The sequence below is a fragment of the Microbacterium sp. F2 genome (assembly GCF_052274505.1).
Classification (GTDB): Bacteria; Actinomycetota; Actinomycetes; order Actinomycetales; family Microbacteriaceae; genus Microbacterium.
Map to the genome: position 1 here is coordinate 26022 of NZ_JBNVBV010000001.1, position 16147 is coordinate 42168.

At 66.6% G+C, this 16147-nt stretch carries 15 protein-coding genes; 8 read left to right on the plus strand and 7 right to left on the minus strand.

Features of this window, described 5'->3' with window-relative positions:
- Positions 1-34: 34 nt before the first annotated feature.
- Together cysS and rlmB are read left to right on the plus strand one after the other, a co-directional pair.
- Positions 35-1468 carry a cysteine--tRNA ligase gene (gene cysS / locus ACQVDU_RS00125; RefSeq protein ID WP_443475983.1) on the plus strand — a complete coding sequence of 478 codons (1434 nt, stop codon included), beginning with the start codon at positions 35-37 and terminating at the stop codon, positions 1466-1468.
- Positions 1465-2460 (plus strand): 23S rRNA (guanosine(2251)-2'-O)-methyltransferase RlmB, encoded by a 996-nt coding sequence (gene rlmB, locus ACQVDU_RS00130; RefSeq protein ID WP_300594332.1) that lies wholly within the window; start codon positions 1465-1467, stop codon positions 2458-2460. The genes cysS and rlmB overlap by 4 nt, the downstream gene beginning before the upstream one ends.
- 72 nt (positions 2461-2532) lie before the next feature.
- Here rlmB and ACQVDU_RS00135 read toward each other — a convergent pair whose 3' ends face one another.
- From ACQVDU_RS00135 to ACQVDU_RS00145, 3 genes are all read right to left on the minus strand, one after another.
- The gene (locus tag ACQVDU_RS00135) at positions 2533-3963 is read right to left on the minus strand and encodes an amidohydrolase family protein (RefSeq protein ID WP_300594334.1); all 1431 of its coding nucleotides are present in this window, start codon (positions 3961-3963) and stop codon (positions 2533-2535) included.
- Between the two features lie 72 nt (positions 3964-4035).
- Positions 4036-4929: an NAD(P)-dependent oxidoreductase gene (locus tag ACQVDU_RS00140; RefSeq protein ID WP_300594337.1), complete on the minus strand. Its 894-nt coding sequence runs from the start codon at positions 4927-4929 to the stop codon at positions 4036-4038.
- On the minus strand, positions 4926-6308 hold the full coding sequence (locus tag ACQVDU_RS00145) for a M24 family metallopeptidase (protein ID WP_300594340.1): 1383 nt from the start codon (positions 6306-6308) through the stop codon (positions 4926-4928). Before ACQVDU_RS00145 ends, ACQVDU_RS00140 begins: the two co-directional genes overlap by 4 nt.
- Before the next feature lie 126 nt (positions 6309-6434).
- Here ACQVDU_RS00145 and ACQVDU_RS00150 point away from each other — a divergent pair, with 126 nt between their 5' ends.
- Together ACQVDU_RS00150 and ACQVDU_RS00155 are read left to right on the plus strand one after the other, a co-directional pair.
- Positions 6435-7142, plus strand: coding sequence for an SDR family NAD(P)-dependent oxidoreductase (locus tag ACQVDU_RS00150; protein ID WP_443475984.1), 708 nt, complete (start codon positions 6435-6437; stop codon positions 7140-7142).
- A gap of 87 nt (positions 7143-7229) precedes the next feature.
- Positions 7230-7916 carry a helix-turn-helix domain-containing protein gene (locus ACQVDU_RS00155; RefSeq protein WP_443475985.1) on the plus strand — a complete coding sequence of 229 codons (687 nt, stop codon included), beginning with the start codon at positions 7230-7232 and terminating at the stop codon, positions 7914-7916.
- Positions 7917-7946: 30 nt separating this feature from the next.
- Here ACQVDU_RS00155 and ACQVDU_RS00160 read toward each other — a convergent pair whose 3' ends face one another.
- Positions 7947-9017, minus strand: a complete 1071-nt coding sequence (locus tag ACQVDU_RS00160; protein ID WP_443475986.1) for a zinc-dependent alcohol dehydrogenase — start codon at positions 9015-9017, stop codon at positions 7947-7949.
- Positions 9014-9325, minus strand: a complete 312-nt coding sequence (locus ACQVDU_RS00165) for a Dabb family protein (RefSeq protein WP_300591376.1) — start codon at positions 9323-9325, stop codon at positions 9014-9016. The genes ACQVDU_RS00160 and ACQVDU_RS00165 overlap by 4 nt, the downstream gene beginning before the upstream one ends.
- Positions 9326-9468: 143 nt before the next feature.
- Here ACQVDU_RS00165 and ACQVDU_RS00170 point away from each other — a divergent pair, with 143 nt between their 5' ends.
- The gene (locus ACQVDU_RS00170; protein ID WP_300591375.1) at positions 9469-10497 is read left to right on the plus strand and encodes a ketopantoate reductase family protein; all 1029 of its coding nucleotides are present in this window, start codon (positions 9469-9471) and stop codon (positions 10495-10497) included.
- Positions 10498-10527: 30 nt separating this feature from the next.
- Here ACQVDU_RS00170 and ACQVDU_RS00175 read toward each other — a convergent pair whose 3' ends face one another.
- The gene (locus ACQVDU_RS00175) at positions 10528-11223 is read right to left on the minus strand and encodes a GntR family transcriptional regulator (RefSeq protein WP_443475987.1); all 696 of its coding nucleotides are present in this window, start codon (positions 11221-11223) and stop codon (positions 10528-10530) included.
- The gene (locus tag ACQVDU_RS00180; protein ID WP_292709131.1) at positions 11220-11744 is read right to left on the minus strand and encodes a VOC family protein; all 525 of its coding nucleotides are present in this window, start codon (positions 11742-11744) and stop codon (positions 11220-11222) included. Before ACQVDU_RS00180 ends, ACQVDU_RS00175 begins: the two co-directional genes overlap by 4 nt.
- A gap of 168 nt (positions 11745-11912) precedes the next feature.
- Between ACQVDU_RS00180 and ACQVDU_RS00185 the strand changes: the two genes are divergently transcribed.
- The 3 genes from ACQVDU_RS00185 (at position 11913) to ACQVDU_RS00195 (ending at position 16146) form a co-directional block, all read left to right on the plus strand.
- The gene (locus ACQVDU_RS00185) at positions 11913-14087 is read left to right on the plus strand and encodes an alpha-ketoacid dehydrogenase subunit alpha/beta (RefSeq protein ID WP_443475988.1); all 2175 of its coding nucleotides are present in this window, start codon (positions 11913-11915) and stop codon (positions 14085-14087) included.
- The gene (locus tag ACQVDU_RS00190) at positions 14087-15397 is read left to right on the plus strand and encodes a dihydrolipoamide acetyltransferase family protein (protein WP_443475989.1); all 1311 of its coding nucleotides are present in this window, start codon (positions 14087-14089) and stop codon (positions 15395-15397) included. Before ACQVDU_RS00185 ends, ACQVDU_RS00190 begins: the two co-directional genes overlap by 1 nt.
- Positions 15398-15507: 110 nt before the next feature.
- A complete protein-coding gene (locus ACQVDU_RS00195; RefSeq protein ID WP_300591241.1) occupies positions 15508-16146 on the plus strand; it encodes an NAD(P)-dependent oxidoreductase in 639 nt (212 codons plus the stop codon).
- Position 16147 lies beyond the last annotated feature (1 nt).

Below are 16147 nucleotides of genomic sequence, written 5' to 3' on the forward strand. Positions count from 1 at the left end.
CGGTTTCTGAGGACCCCGCCGGTAGGCTGAAGGGATGACGGATGCGGTGACGGCTGAGGGGCGGGGTGCCCTGCAGCTCTACGACACCCGCGCCCAGCAGCTCCGCGTTTTCACGCCGCTGAATCCGGGCAACGTCACGGTCTACGTGTGCGGGCCCACCGTGCAGTCCGGGCCGCACATCGGCCACCTTCGCGGCGCACTCGCCTTCGACATCCTGCGGCGCTGGCTGACCCAGCGCCACGGCCGCGTGACCTTCGTGCGCAACGTCACCGACATCGACGACAAGGTGCTGGCCAACGCTACCGACTCCGAACCGTGGTGGGCGCTCGCCTACCGGGTCGAGCGGGAGTTCGCCGCCGCTTACGCTGCGATCGGCATCCTCCCGCCGACGTACGAGCCGCGGGCCACTGGATCCATCCCGCAGATGATCGCGCTCATCGACCAGCTGATCAGTGCGGGTCACGCCTACGCGGCTGAGTCCGGATCTGATGCTGCTGGAGACGTGTACTTCGATGTGCGCTCGTGGACTGCGTATGGAGAGCTGACGCGCCAGTCGATCGATGACATGGCGCCGGCTGTCGATGCCGACCCACGGGGTAAGCGCGACGTGCGCGACTTCGCGCTGTGGAAGGGCGCGAAGCCGGACGAGCCCACGGATGCGACGTGGGATTCCCCGTGGGGGAGGGGGCGCCCCGGGTGGCACATCGAGTGCTCGGCCATGGCGCGCCGCTACCTCGGCGACCAGTTCGACATCCATGGCGGTGGCCTTGACCTGCGCTTCCCGCACCACGAGAACGAACTCGCCCAGTCCAGCGCAGCAGGCGACGGATTCGCCCGCTACTGGATGCACAACGGACTGGTCACGGTCGAGGGCCAGAAGATGTCCAAGTCGCTGGGGAATTTCGTGCTGGCGCGGGATGTCTTGGACGAGCACGATCGCCTCGTCGTGCGCTACGCCCTGGCTGCCGCCCACTATCGCTCGAACCTCGATCTCTCGCCCACGTCCTTCGACGAGGCCGAGGCGGCTCTTGACCGCATCCGTACCTTCCTCGAGCGGGTGGGGCGGCACGGTGACTACGGCTGGTTCTCGTACGGCAATGAGGCGTTCGCGGCAGCGATGGATGACGACCTCGGTGTTCCGCAGGCCCTTGCCGTCGTCCACGAGCGAGTCCGCGAGGGCAACACCGCCCTCGACGCCGGCGACACCGAGAGGGCACGAGCGCTGGCGGGAGAGGTTGCCACTCTGACAGGCATCCTCGGACTCAACCCTCTCGACCCGCAGTGGGCATCGGGACCGGGCTCGGAGGCGCCTGCACTGGACGCCCTCCTGCGAGAACTCATCGAGCAGCGCGCTCGCGCGCGCGCAGAAAAAGACTGGGCCGCGGCTGACCGCATCCGCGACGCGATCGCGGCTGCCGGGGTCACCCTCGAAGACGGGCCCGACGGAACGCATTGGAGCATCGCATGAGCAAGCCAGGGCGCCCAGGCGCACGCAAGTCCACCAAGAAGGGTGCAACCAAAGGCACCGGGGGCCTCGGACGCAAGTCTCTCGAGGGCAAGGGCCCGACTCCCAAAGCCGAGGACCGCAGCTGGCACGTTGCCGGCAAGCGGAAGGCTGCGCAGGAGCGCTACGCTGCCGCCGGTGGCACGGGGCGACCCGGAGCGCGGGTCGCGGGCTCGAACCCGAACCGCGGTGGTCGGCCGAAGCAGAACGACGACACCGAGACCGTGACCGGTCGCAACTCCGTCCTCGAGGCGCTGCGGGCTCGCATCCCCGCTACCGCGTTCTACATCGCCCAGCGTGTGGAGATGGATGACCGCGTCAAAGAGATGCTCTCGATCGCGGCGCACCGAGAGATTCCCGTGCTCGAGGTCACGAGGCCCGAGCTCGATCGAATGGCGGGCTTTGACGGCGTGCACCAGGGCGTGGCCCTCAAGGTGCCGCCCTACGAGTACGCGCATCCGCAGGACCTGCTGGAGAAGGTGATCGGTACGGGCCAGGTGCCGCTGCTGGTCGCGCTGGACGGCGTGACCGATCCGCGAAACCTCGGCGCCATCATCCGTTCGACCGCAGCTTTCGGCGGTCAGGGTGTCATCATCCCGCAGCGCCGCTCTGCAGGCGTCAACTCGGCGGCGTGGAAGACCTCGGCGGGAGCTGCAGCCCGTATTCCGGTGGCCATCGCCCCGAACCTCACGACAACGCTCAAGGAGTTCAAGAAGCAGGGCGTGTTCGTGCTCGGCCTCGATGGCGACGGCGACGTGTCACTTCCCGCGCTCGAGCTCGCCGATCGCCCCGTCGTGATCGTCGTCGGCTCGGAAGGCAAGGGGCTCTCGCGCCTCGTGACCGAGACATGCGACCAGATCGTCTCGATCCCGATCTCGGCAGCTACCGAGTCCTTGAACGCCGGAATCGCGGCATCCGTCGCGCTGTACCAGGTATCGACCCTGCGGGCCGAATAGGCAGGGCCGAACGAACTCAGCGGCGGCGCCGAGATCGACGCCGCCGCTGAGCAGACTGAATGCTGGGCCGTATCAGTCCTTCTTGTACTGATACGGGTTGTACAGAACCTCGGCCTCGGGGATCTCGGGGAACTGCCCGGCGATCCAGTCGTCACCGACCTCGCGTTCCAGGTACGAGACGGTGTCTTCGAGCTTGGCCTTCACCCCCGGCAAGTCACCGGCCACGAGGGCGCCCTCGGACTTGACGATTTCACCGCCGACCAGCACCGTGTGCACGTCACCGCGCTGTGCCTGGTAGACGATCTGGCCCCAGGGGTTGATCAGCGGCGCCCAGGTGGCCGACGCGTCGTTCTTGAGCAGCACGACGTCGCCGAGCTTGCCCTTCTCGAGCGACCCGATGAGGTGGTCCTTGCCGATCGCTGCGGCTCCACCGCGGGTGGCCATGTGAACGACTTCCTCGGCGCGAAGCTTCACATGAGTCACGGTCTCCGCGGGCTCGAGCTGGTGGGCGTGGTAGTGCTCCAGGGCACGGTCCGCGTTCACGGTGGCGCGCATCGCCGAGAACAGGTCGGCGCTGAACCACACGCTGGTGTCCACCGAGAGCGATGCCGGGATGCCGTAACGCCGCAGCTGATGAACCGGTGGATAGCCCTGGCCGCACGTGTCCTCGGATTCCGTCGCGAGAGAGACGTTTCCGCCCGTCGCAGCGATCTTCTGGTAGGACTCCGCCGACAAGGATGCCGCGTGAACGTATGTGTAGCCCTCCTTCATCACACCGGCGTCGTATGCATTGCGGATGCCCCAATCGTTGGTTGCACCCCACACGCCGGCGTGCGTCGTCACGGGCAGCCCGAGCTCTTCGGCAACGCGGTACGCGGCAAGCTCAGGGAACGCGTCGTCCTGGTTCGGTACGTCGAAGGCGATCTGCGTGCCGAACATGCGGGAGTCATCCCGTGAGCGAACCAGAAGATCCTGGATCGCGGGGTCAGCCGTCCACTCCCAGGGCGAGCCGGCGAGGTTGCCGTAGGCGAAGACGAAGCGACCCGGTGAGGTTGCCAGCGCTTCGTACGCGGCTTCGCCATGCTCGATCGTGCGCAGTCCGTGCGACCAGTCGACGCTGGTCGTCACGCCGGATTCGACGGCGTCGAGCGCCGAGATCAGGTTGCCTGCCGCGATGTCCTGAGGGCGGAACTTCATGCCGTGCTGCAGGTAGTACCACACGAAGTACTGGGTCAGAGTCCAGTCGGCGCCGTAGGCGCGCATCGCGGTCTGCCACATGTGACGGTGGGTGTCCACCATCCCTGGCATGACGATGCCACCTTTCGCATCGATCTCGAACGTGCCATCGGGAACGGCGAGGTTCTCTCCCACCTCGGCGATCTTGCCGTCGACGACGAGGACGTCACCGTGCGGCAGGACTGTATGGGCATCGTCCATCGTGACGACGATGCCCCGCCGGAACACGACAGGCTGTCCGGGTTGGGGCAGCGGGCTCTCGGGCATTGACGCTCATCCTCCTTGATTTGCGGTCGGTGCTCCCAATAAAGCACTACTGGACACCCTTGTCCAGTATCACTATTCAGCGGCTGTCTCCCCGAGGATCGGGACATCTCGCCGGCTCACTTCTGCGATCGCGCTCCAGTCCAGGTCCTTCAGGTCGTCGTGGGCAAGGGCTGCCTCGAAGACGGCGGTGAGCGCGGGAAGTGTGGCGGGGCTCACGCCCACCGAGCGTGCAACCTGCTCCGCGAGATCGAGGTCTTTTCGCCCGAGCGCGATATGGAAACCGGGCGGGGAATACCGCTGTGCCGCGATGATGTCGCCATAGCCGCTGTATGCGACCCCGCCGAACAGGGTGCTCGAGAGCAACTCCGTGAAGGTTTCGGCGGGAACTCCGAGTCGTTCGGTCATGGCAACCGACTCGCCGATCGCCTGCATCGCATGGATGATGTTGTAGTTCACGGCTGCCTTGACCGCATTGGCCACCGACGGCCGCTCGCCGAGGATCCACACGCGCTTTCCCATGGCATCCAGATAGGGCCGGATCTCGCCGACGGCGCTCGGGCTGCCGGCGACGAGGATATTGAGTTCGCCCTCCGCGGCAACAGACGGACGTCCGAGAACGGGCGCAGCGATGTACGTCCCTCCCGCCGCCGTCACCTGATCGGCCAGGCTCGCTGCCAGGTCGGGGCTGATCGATGCCATGGCGACATGGATCCGCCCACGCAGAACCGCGATGCGGTTCTGCGTCATCACGGCCTGCATCGCCTCGTCGTTGGCGAGCATCGAGAACGAGATCGCGCATGCGAGTGCTTCCTCGGGAGCGTCGACCCGCACGGCTCCGCGAGACACCGCAGCCGCGACGGCGTCGGGCGACCGGTTCCAGACGCGAACCTCATGCCCGGCGTCGATGAGACGGCCCGCCATGGCCGATCCCATGGAGCCCAGCCCGAGGAAGCCGATGGTACTCACGCTTCGCCGCGTCCCCAGACGGTATTGCGATGCGACTGCGAGTCCCGGTTGAGGTTCAGTGGCCCGTCGATCGTGTAGTAGCGGCGCCCGGCGACGATGAGTTCCTCCGCGGGGAACTTCGTGATGACCTCGCATCCGTCGGCAGTCACGACGACCTCCTCCTCGATGCGCGCTGCCCCCCAGCCGTCTGCGGCGGGCCAGTACGTCTCCAGTGCGAAGACCATACCTTCCTCCAGGACTTCGGGGTGATCGAACGACGTGAGTCGCGAGAAGATCGGCTTCTCCCAGATCGACAGTCCCACGCCGTGGCCGTACTGCAGCGCGAATGCCGCCATCTCGTCAGGGAAGCCGAATTCCTCAGCGCGGGGCCAGACGGCGGCGATGTCGGCGGTCGTCGCGCCCGGGCGGACGAGAGCGATCGCACGGTCCATGTACTCGCGCGCACGGGTGTACGCATCCTTCTGCGCCTGGCTGGCCGATCCGACGGCGAACGTGCGGTAGTAGCACGTGCGGTAGCCGTTGAAGCTGTGCAGGATGTCGAAGAACGCGGGGTCGCCGGGGCGGATCAGCCGGTCGCTGAACACATGCGGATGCGGCGAACAGCGCTCCCCGGATATGGCGTTGACACCTTCGACGTACTCGGAGCCGAGGTCGTAGAGCGTTTTGGCGACGACCCCGACTGCCTCGTTCTCGCGCACGCCGGGACGCAGGAACCGGTAGAGCTCCTCGTAGGCGGCATCCACCATGCTCGCGGCCTGCGTGAGCAGTCGGATCTCGTCGGAGGTCTTGATGCGCCTGGCCTCCATGAACACCTGCTGACCGTCCACGACCTCGATCCCCTCTCGTTGAAGAGCGATCAGGACGGGCATCTCGATGACGTCGACTCCGAGCGGTTCGTTTGCGAGGCCGAACTTCTCGAGTTCGCGCTTCACTTTTCGCGCGACGTCCCCGGCCAGGTCAGCGTCCGGGGGAAAGGCACCGCGCAGGGTCGAGATGCCGGCGCGAGCACCGCTTTCGAGCCGGGGCCGCTTGGCGCCTTCGTGCGGCGAATGGGGATCGGCGTCTGCCTCTGCCGACGTGACGTCGAGCCAGGGGTTGTAGAGCGCGTGGTGCTTCGCTGCCGATCCGAAGTCCCACACGATCGGGTCGGTCTTGCGTGTGAGCAAGGCGAATCGGATGAGCTTGTCCATCGCCCACGTGCCGATGTGCGTCCCGCTCATGTAGCGGATGTTGGAGAAGTCGAACGCGAGCACCGCTCCGAGGTCGGAGCGTTCCAACTCCGCGTGCAACCGCGCGAGGCGCGCATCGCGAAGCCGTTCGAAGTCGACGCGCTGCTCCCAATCGACAGCGGCGGTACCCGTCGTTCCCGTGCTCTTCATCGAGGCTCCCTCCGTCAGCGGCGTGCTTGACATCGACCCGTGGGTCGAGTTCACTCAAGTAAAGCCCTACTGGACACTGATGTCCAGTTGCACTTCGTCGGCGCGAAGAGAGCGTGAGGAAAGACCGTGAGTGAACGGACCATCGTCGTTGTCGGCGGAACATCCGGTATCGGACTCGAGATTGCCAAGGACTGCCTCGCGCGGGGAGAGAAGGTCGTCATCACAGGCCGCGATCTCAGCCGCACCCAGGAGATTGCGCGCGGCCTCGGTGAGGGCGCGCGCGGTGTAGCTCTGGACATTTCCGAGCCCCACAGCATCGCGGACCAGCTCGCCGACATCGAACGGGTAGACGGGCTCGTCCTTGCGGCTATCGAACGGGATGCCAACTCGATCCGCGACTACGACATCGATCGCGCGGTCCGCCTGGTCACTCTCAAACTCGTCGGGTACTCGGCCACCGTTCGAGCGCTCCTGGACCGGATGGCACCGACTGTCGATACGGGGATCGTGCTGTTCGGCGGACGCGCGAAGGATCTGCCATACCCGGGGTCGACCACCGTCTCATCCATCAACGGCGGCGTCACGGGCCTGATCAACACCCTGGCGCTCGAACTCGCCCCGATTCGTGTCAACGCGATCCACCCGGGGATCATCGGCGACAGCCCGTTCTGGGCATCCAAGCCCGAAGGTGTCTTGGAGCAGTACGAACAACACACTCCGGGGGGCAAACTCGCGACGATGGCCGATGTGGTCGATGCCACCCAATTCCTGTTGCGCAACCGAGGCGTTTCGGCAGTGAACCTGCCGGTCGACCGCGGAACGGTGCTGATGTAGGACGCGGCGGTCCACGGCTGTGCGTAGGTCCTGCCCTAGAATGAGCGGACGTTCGCGGCTGACCAGTGGCTGCGCTGGTGGGAGATCATGACCGAGGGCCTGGGAGCCAAGCTCCGCGAGGTGCGCACTGCGAAGGGCATGAGCCTTCGCTCGCTGGCGCAGGCTCTTGGCGTCTCCGCGTCGTTGATCTCGCAGGTGGAGATCGGAAAGACGCAGCCGTCGGTCTCGACTCTGTTCGCCATGGCCAACCACCTCGGAGTGTCGTTGGACGAGCTGGTCGGCAACGTTCCCACGGCGAGTCCGTCGCCCGTTGCCCCAGTTCCCACACCACCGGATGCGTCAACTGTCCGGCGCGCTGCCGAGTACCCGGTGATCGAGATGGAGAACGGCGTTCGCTGGGAGAAGCTCGCCAGTGTTCCCGGAGGCCCTGCCGATGCGCTGCTGGTGACGTACCAGCCCGGCGCCAGCAGTTCCGTGGAGGACCGGCTGATGCGCCACGCGGGAGTCGAGTACGCGTACCTCCTCGAGGGTGAGCTCACCCTGCAGCTGGATTTCGATACGTACGTCCTGCACCCGGGCGATTCCCTGAGTTTCGACTCGATGCGGCCGCACCTGTTTGTGAACCACTCGGACAGCATTGCGCGCGGGGTGTGGTTCGTGTTCGGTCGGAGGCCGCAGAATGAGGCGCTGCCGGTAGCCCCCGGGGTCACATCCCAGCCCAGCGCGCCGGCATCCGCCGTCGATGTGCTGCGGGCAATGGAACGGTTGCCCTGACGCGGACTACTGCTGGGCGGGTCGCCCGCGTCAGGCGTGTGAGCGGCCGTGAACGGCGTCCCTGCGCCCTTCGGTCCATGGGTCGATCAGTGTTTTGACCTGGCCCGGCGCGCCGCTGAGCAACGGCTGAAGTGCTCCGTCGACAACCTCATCCAGCGGAAGGACGTCAGCGGCGACATCCGACCATTCGCCGCGCGCAGCCAGGAGCCGGACGGCCTCGGGAATGTCGTCTCGGTACACGTGAGCCACCGTGCCGACGATTGTGTATTCGCGCAGGGTCCACGAGCCGAGCGGCAGTGCAGGCTCACCGCGCTGGATGCCGACCGGGACGATCGTCGCGCCGGGGCTGGCGGCGTCGAGGACTGACGCGAGTCCCGGCGCAGACCCGGACACCTCGAAGAAGACGTCGGGCACGATCCCGCGTTCGCTGAGGGTGTCGCGCAGGCTCTGACCTCCCGCCTGGACGGTGTCGGCAGCACCGAGTGCCCGCGCCAGTTCCAGTCGCGGTGCGTTGAGGTCCGTCACCAGCACGCGCGCGCCGGTCGCCGCCGCAGCGTGCGTGATGAAGGCACCGATGCCACCCACGCCGACGACAACGGCATCCTGGCCCGGTTGCAAGCCGGAACGCCGAACCGCGTGAACCGCGATGGCCATCGGCTGTGCAAGGCCGAGCGTGTCGAGCGTCAGCCCGCTGGCTGAGGCATCCCACACAATCTCGGCGGGGCAGAGGACGTATCCTGCGAGGCCCCCGTTGTGGTGGAAACCCAAGGTCGTGTACGACGCGCACAGGTTGGTGCGCCCCGCGCGACACATTTTGCACTCGCCGCACGAGAGGCCGGCGCCGCAGACGACGGTTGCGCCGACCGTCAGCTCGGACACTCCCGGACCGACCTGCTCGATGGTGCCGGCGAACTCATGACCGAGGGTGACCGGCGGCTGGGCGAGGACGAGTCCCCGACCGAACTCGGTGGCATCCGACCCGCAGACACCGCACACCCCGACTCGGATGAGCACCTCGCCGGGGCCCGGGGAGGGGACGGGAACATCGTCGATGCGAAGATCATGCACATCGTGCAGGACTGCGGCGCGCATGGCGTTCATGCCAGACGGCCCTCGGTCAGCGGAAGCTGCGCGGCGGCGCGGTCGGCGAGCATGTGGCCCATGAGGTCGGCATAGACCTGAGCATGAGCGGGGTGGTCGAGGTACGTATGCAGACCCGCCTCGTCATCCACGACCGCGGCGACGGCATAGTCCATTCCGCCGGGGCGCAGATGGAGATTCGGCCCTGCGACATAGGACCGCAGCTCGGGGATCTGTGCCGCCATCGCGGTCAGGGCCGCCGTCAGCCGGTCGACATCGTCGTCGGTGACGCTGTCGACCCATCGGAAGGATGCGAGGTGGAGGATCATGCTGTCCGCTCTCTACGCTGATAGTGTCCAGTAATAGTGAACACTATCAGCCTGCGGGGTCCACTTCGAGGGCTTTCGGGCGCACATGTACGCCGCTGCTGTATCGTGCGAGTGTTCCGGCGCAGGTGACGGGAAGGTCAGTGATGACAAGAATCGCGGTTGTAGGCGCTGGCGCCAACGGGTCATCGATCGGTGCTGACCTGATCCGTGCGCGAGAGGACGTCACGCTCATCGAGCAATGGCCCGCTCATGTCGAGAGAATGCGGGTCGATGGGTTGCAGATCATCAGCCCCGAGGGCGAGATCCATGTCCAGCCCGATGTGCGTCACTTCTGCCAGGTGGCAGAGCTTCGCGATCGCTTCGATGTCGTCCTGATGCTCGTGAAGGCGTACGACGCCCCGTGGGTGAGCACACTCATTCAGCCTTACCTCGCCGACGACGGCATCCTGGTCGGTGTTCAGAACGGGATGACTGCGGGAGTCATCGCTGAAGCCGTGGGGCCCCAGCGCACGCTCGGCTGTGTGATCGAGTGCTCCGCGACGATGACTGACCCGGGCGTCGTGCATCGACACACTCCCGCCTCTCGCTCGTGGTTCGCCGTCGGCACCCTCGATGAGCGAGGGCCGGCTCACCGCATCCCGGAGCTGGCTCGGATCCTTGGGCTGTCGGGCACCGTCGAGGTCTTCGATGACATCCTCGCGGCGAAATGGATGAAGCTCGTGAGCAACAGCACCCTGCTCGTAACCTCGGCGATCCTGGGTCTCCCGATGCTCGACGCCCTGCACGCGCCGGGATATCGCGACGTGATGATCGCCGCGGGCAACGAGGCATTGACGGTGGGGGCTGCTGAGGGCCACTCGGTTCTGCCCATCTTCGGTCTGGACGCCGACGAGATCCACGATCCGGGGCGGATCGTGGACATCATGACCGACAAGCTGTTCGCGAGCTTTGTCGTACCCGGCGCCACCACCACGGTCCTACAGGACTGGCGAAAAGGGCGCCGGAGCGAGGTCGATGACCTCAATGGGCACGTCGTGGCGCGCGGGGCTGCTCACAGCATCCGTACCCCCGTCAACGCCCGGGTCGTCGAACTGGCCCACCGGATCGAGGCGGGGGAGATCGCGCCAGACCTGTCGCACCTGGCGACGATGCGCGGGGCGCTCGATCAGTGATGCCCCGCGCTCGTCGCGTGCCGGCGAGCGCTAGACGGCACTGAGCGCGAAGATCTCCGGCGTACGGGCGAGCTGACGGCGCGTGCGGCGAATGTGTCCACCGAGGACTCGTTCAGCTTCCTCGGTGTCACGATCGCGCAGGGCCGCGACGATGAGGTGATGCTCCTCGTGGGCGATCCGGCGGGCGTCGGGAGTCCACGATGAGACATAGCTGCGCCGATACGGCGCAGTGAGATTCCACAGTCGCACCACCAAGTCCGTGAGGTGAGACGTGTCGGCCGCGGAATAGCTGGCGTGATGAAACGCAGCGTCGAGCTCGAGGAAGGCGTCGGTGTCGTCGCCGGTGTCACTGATCCGGTCCGCGAGTTCGGCCAGCGCGCCGATCTCGTCGTCGGAGAGGCGCGGGGCGCTGTACGACAACAGCAACGGCTCGAGGCGCTCGCGCATCCGATAGATCTCTTCACACTCGGCAAGGGTCATCGTCGACACCCAGGCTCCCGCGTTGGGGACGACCGTCAGCAACCCTTCGTACTCGAGTTGTCGGATCGCCTCGCGCACCGGCACTCGACTCGCGCCGTATCGTGCAGCCAGATCCTCTTGAAGGATGCGGCTGCCGGGAGGTCGAGTGCCGTCGATGATCCCGCGACGGATGCCGTCGGCGATGCGCGCGTGAGCATCCCCGTCGCGGCTGCGTGGCCCGTCGATCGCCGGCGACGCGGCGGTCATCGGGCGGGATCCTTCGGGTGCCACAGGAGGGTCGCCGCCGTGGCCTCGTAGGCCTTGCCGGTCGGGAAGCTCACGAGCTCGAACTGCATCCCCCAGGGGCTGCGGAAGTAGAGCCACCGTTGACCGGCGGATGCTCCGGCGCTCGCGACCGGATCGCCCATGACCTCGACGCCGTGCTCACGCAGATAGCTCACCGCGGCATCCATATCGTCGACGTAGAGCGCGAGGTGGTGACCTCCGATGTCGCTGTTGCGTGGCTGTGGGGCCTGTCCGTCGGCGCTGTCGTACTGGAACACCTCGAGGTTGGTTCCACAGCCGACGCGATAGAAGCGGATCTCGCGAATCTCGGTACGCGGGTGCACGCCGAGGTGGACAGCCATCCAGTCGTCGTCCGACCGCTTGGCGTCCAGGGTGTACACGTGGATCGCGCCGAGGACATCCACGAGAAACGCGTGGGCCTCATCGAGGTCGGGAACGGTGAACCCGACGTGGTCGAGCCCACGAACTCCGGGGAGGGCCATGAGAACCTCCTTGCTCACAGGCGCCGCGGCCCGATTGTATCCAGATTCACAGTTGCTGCTCAATGAGGAGTCCGATTCCTGGCGCTCAAGCTTGAGATTGGATGCAATCAGCCGTACAGTCTCAGCAGACACACGGTCTGAACACGCAACGACGCGAGGATGGGCGAAATGCCGCGACGCAGACGACTGGAAACCGGCACCGACTGGATTCAGCTGACGACGACCGCCGCCGACTGGAAGGCTGCCGATCCAGCTCTGCTCGGGACGATGCTCGCCGAACTCCACCTCATCCGGGCTTTCGAAGAGACCGTGCTCGCGCTCGCCGCGGAAGGGCTTGTCCACGGACCGGCGCACTCCAGCATCGGCCAGGAAGGCGGCGCGGTCGGATCGATCGTGGGTCTTCGCTCGACGGATGCCGTGAACGGCTCACACCGAGGCCATCACCAGTTCCTCGCGAAGGCGTTGACGCACGTCACGGGGGCCAGGATCGACCCCCGCGATCCTGTCACGCCCGAGATTCAGACGGTTCTGCAACGAACGCTCGCCGAGATTCTGGGTCTGGCACAGGGCTACTGTCGCGGGCGCGGGGGATCGATGCACCTGCAGTGGTTCGAAGCTGGAGCTCTCGGTACCAACGCGATCGTGGGCGGAGGCGCACCGATGGCCACGGGCAACGCATGGGCCCAGAAGCACGCCGGTACGACCGATCTGACCGTGAACTACTTCGGCGACGGCGCGAGCCAGATCGGCTCCGTGCTCGAATCGATGAACCTCGGCTCTGCGTGGAAGCTGCCGGTCTGCTTCTTCATCGAGAACAACATGTACGCGGTGTCGACGCACGTGGACGAGATCACCGCTGACACGCGACTCTCGGTGCGGGGGCAGGGCTTCTCCATCCCCGGTTGGCGGGTCGACGGAATGGACCCGCTCGCGGTCCACCTCGCGATAGTCGAGGCTGCCGAGACCATGCGCGCCGGCGGGGGCGCCACCATCATCGAGGCCGAGGTCTATCGCTACTTCCATCAGAACGGGCCCTACCCGGGGAGCGCGTTCGGCTACCGCACCAAGCAGGAGGAAGCGCAGTGGCGTGATCGCGATCCGCTGACCCGGGTCGCTGCCGAGATGCAGAAGCTCGGTCAGATCACCGACGACGACGTGACGCAGCTGCGCGCCCGGTCGCGGGCGGCGATGGATGCAGCGGTCGCTGTGCTCGTCGAGGCGGACCCCGAGCGGGAGGGGCGGCGCCGCATCCGCCCCGAGCTGTGGCCGGATCCGAGTTTCGTCGATGTCGGCATCCGCGGGGATGCCAGTGAGTTGGCGGATCTGCCCATCCTCGACGCGCCGGCGACACGCGAGATCACGTTCGTCGACGCCGTTGCGGAGGTCATGGCCCGACGGATGGAAACCGATGAGCGGATCGTGGTGCTCGGCGAGGATGTCCACCGACTCAAGGGCGGGACGAACGGCGCGACGAAGGGATTGGCGGATCGATTCCCGGATCGGGTCGTGGGTACACCGATCAGTGAGAACGGCTTCTTCGGGCTCGCTGGTGGACTGGCGCTGGACGGGCGGTTCCGACCGGTCGTGGAGTTCATGTATCCCGACTTCATGTGGGTGGCGGCTGACCAGGTCTTCAATCAGGTCGGCAAGGCGCGGCACATGTTCGGCGGGGACAACCCTGTTCCGCTCGTGTTGCGAACCAAGGTCGCGATGGGGTCGGGATACGGCTCGCAACACCTGATGGATCCGGCTGGTCTGTTCGCGACCGCACCCGGATGGCGGATCGTTGCGCCCTCGACCGCGGCGGACTACGTCGGTCTCATGAACGCGGCGCTCGCGCTGGATGACCCGGTGCTCGTGATCGAACACGTCGATCTGTACAACACAGCATCCGCCGTGCCCGAGGGTGAGCTCGACGGCATTCTGCCCCCCGGTCATGCTGCGGTGCGCCGCGAAGGGTCGGACGTCACGATCCTCAGCTACCTCTCGATGGTCGGGCACACGCTCGAGGCCGTCGAGCAGACCGGCATCGACGCGGAGGTCATCGACCTACGATGGCTCGACCGAGCCTCGCTGGACTGGACGACCATCGAAGAGAGTGTGCGCAAGACGAACGCCGTCCTCATCGTCGAACAGGGCGCTCGCGGCACCTCCTACGGTGCGTGGCTTGCCGACGAGATCCAGCGCCGCTTGTTCGACTGGCTCGACCAGCCCGTCGAGCGAGTGACGGGAGGCGAAGCGAGCCCCAGCATCTCCCGGGTGCTCGAGCGCGCCGCCATCGCGCGGACCGAGGAGGTCATCGCCGGGCTCGACCGGGTCCGTGCCGCGTGGGGAGGCCGATGATGGCGACGATCATCCGCATGCCCGAGATCGCCACCGGTACAGGAGTCGCCGCCGTGCAAACGTGGCTGGTCGCCGTCGGCGATGAGGTAGCCAAGGGGCAGCCCATCGCCGAGATCGAGACCGAGAAGGCCGTCGTCGAATACGAGGCCGAGGAAGCCGGCGTCGTTGCCGCTCTTCTCATCGCCGAGGGCGAGTCCACGAGTGTTGGTTCGTCGATCGCGGTTCTCGGGGCGCCCGGTGAATCGGCAGATGAGGCGATCGCTGCCGCGGGAGCCTTGAACGCGCGGTCACGGCCGGTCGACGGAGCGCAGGATGAGACGATGCCCGAGGCTACGCCGCCGCAGCAGACACGCTCCGCGGATGCTGCTCAGGCAGGTACGCAGACGGGAGTGGCCGCATCTGTCGACCTCGAGCCCGGCGATGGATCGGCCGGTGCCCGATCCTCGCAAGCGCGGATCTTCGCAACGCCCCTGGTTCGGCGCCTTGCACGCGAGCGAGAGATCGACCTCGCCACGATCGAGGGTACGGGGCCCAACGGACGCATTGTGCGGCGCGACCTCGACGGCGCCCCCGCCGTCTCCGAGGCCGCTGAACCTGCAGCGGCGCCTGTGGTGGCATCCACGGACGCGCCGTCCACCGACATCCCCCACACCGGTATGCGGCGCGCCATCGCGCGTCGACTGACCGAAAGCAAGACGACGGTGCCGCACTTCTACCTCGTCGCGCACTGCCGGGTGGACGCGCTGCTCGAGCTGCGTCGCCAGATCAACGCGGCAGACGTCGGCAAGGTGTCGGTCAACGATCTGGTCGTGAAGGCTGTCGCCGCTGCGCTGCGCGAGGTCCCCGAAGCCAACGCGATCTGGACACCCGATGCGACGCGGCGGTTCTCTTCGGTGGACATCGCGGTAGCAGTATCGGTCGACGGGGGTCTTCTCACACCCGTCGTGCGCGGAGTCGATCGGATGCCGCTGAGCGAACTGAGCGCCACGGTCCGTGACCTCGCCGACCGTGCCCGGGCCGGGCGGATCAAGCAGCACGAACTCGAGGGCGGCTCGTTCTCGGTCTCGAACCTCGGGATGTACGGGATCAGCGAGTTCTCCGCGATCCTGAACCCACCCCAGGCAGGCATCCTCGCTGTCGGTGTGGCGGAGAAACGGCCGGTCGTGGGTGCTGATGACACCATCGAGGTCGCCACGATGATGACCGTGACGCTCTCGGCCGATCACCGGGTGCTCGACGGTGCTCTGGCGGCGCAATGGCTTGCCGCTTTCCAGCGCCGGATCGAGAACCCGGTCTCGATCCTCATCTGAGTGCTGCTTCGCGCGGGACTTGCATCCGCGCGAAGATGGAGTACGGCGAGCAGTGCCCGGGGTTGGTTCCCCGGGCGGCCCTCTGCCGCTCCATCGACGGAAGGATCACCATGGCCCGCATCGCAGTACTCGGAGGAACCGGCTACGCCGGTTCACACATCGTGAAGGAAGCGGTTGATCGCGGTCACACTGTTGTTTCCGTCGCGCGGGTCGCGCCGGCAGAGCGGGTCCACGGTGCCACGTACATCGAGGGGACCCTGCTCGATATCCCGGGTCTTGTTGCGGAGCTCGCAGGCGTCGATGTCATCGTAGGCGCGATCCCCGGTCGCGGAGACATGCTCGGCAAGGTGCGCCCTGCGATCCAGCAGTTGCTGTCGGTGCTCCCCGGCGACGTGCGCATCGGCATCATCGGTGGTGCAGGCGGGAGCCTCGTCGCTCCCGGTGGGCCGCGTGTGATCGACAGCGGCTTCCCCGAAGAGTTCAAACCCGAAGCGCAGGAGGCCATCGACATCCTGGAGGATCTGCAGGCCGACACCTCTGGTCGTGACTGGTTCTTCATCCACCCGGCCGGTGGCTTCGGCGCGTGGAACCCGGGGGAGCGCACGGGGACCTACCGCACCGGCGGTGACGTCATCGTCACGGATGCCGACGGCGAATCCTTCATCTCGGGAGCCGACCTCGCCGTCGCGGTGCTCGATGAGATCGAGAACCCGCAGCACGTGCGCGGCCGCTTCACCGTCGGCTACTGAG

What these genes read in the sequence shown, in the direction of transcription:
- cysS (WP_443475983.1), top strand. Translation starts at nt 35, where the DNA reads ATGACGGATGCGGTGACGGCTGAGGGGCGGGGTGCCCTGCAGCTCTAC.
- rlmB (WP_300594332.1), top strand. Translation starts at nt 1,465, where the DNA reads ATGAGCAAGCCAGGGCGCCCAGGCGCACGCAAGTCCACCAAGAAGGGT.
- ACQVDU_RS00135 (WP_300594334.1), bottom strand. Translation starts at nt 3,963, where the DNA reads ATGCCCGAGAGCCCGCTGCCCCAACCCGGACAGCCTGTCGTGTTCCGG.
- ACQVDU_RS00145 (WP_300594340.1), bottom strand. Translation starts at nt 6,308, where the DNA reads ATGAAGAGCACGGGAACGACGGGTACCGCCGCTGTCGATTGGGAGCAG.
- ACQVDU_RS00155 (WP_443475985.1), top strand. Translation starts at nt 7,230, where the DNA reads ATGACCGAGGGCCTGGGAGCCAAGCTCCGCGAGGTGCGCACTGCGAAG.
- ACQVDU_RS00160 (WP_443475986.1), bottom strand. Translation starts at nt 9,017, where the DNA reads ATGAACGCCATGCGCGCCGCAGTCCTGCACGATGTGCATGATCTTCGC.
- ACQVDU_RS00165 (WP_300591376.1), bottom strand. Translation starts at nt 9,325, where the DNA reads ATGATCCTCCACCTCGCATCCTTCCGATGGGTCGACAGCGTCACCGAC.
- ACQVDU_RS00170 (WP_300591375.1), top strand. Translation starts at nt 9,469, where the DNA reads ATGACAAGAATCGCGGTTGTAGGCGCTGGCGCCAACGGGTCATCGATC.
- ACQVDU_RS00175 (WP_443475987.1), bottom strand. Translation starts at nt 11,223, where the DNA reads ATGACCGCCGCGTCGCCGGCGATCGACGGGCCACGCAGCCGCGACGGG.
- ACQVDU_RS00180 (WP_292709131.1), bottom strand. Translation starts at nt 11,744, where the DNA reads ATGGCCCTCCCCGGAGTTCGTGGGCTCGACCACGTCGGGTTCACCGTT.
- ACQVDU_RS00185 (WP_443475988.1), top strand. Translation starts at nt 11,913, where the DNA reads ATGCCGCGACGCAGACGACTGGAAACCGGCACCGACTGGATTCAGCTG.
- ACQVDU_RS00190 (WP_443475989.1), top strand. Translation starts at nt 14,087, where the DNA reads ATGGCGACGATCATCCGCATGCCCGAGATCGCCACCGGTACAGGAGTC.
- ACQVDU_RS00195 (WP_300591241.1), top strand. Translation starts at nt 15,508, where the DNA reads ATGGCCCGCATCGCAGTACTCGGAGGAACCGGCTACGCCGGTTCACAC.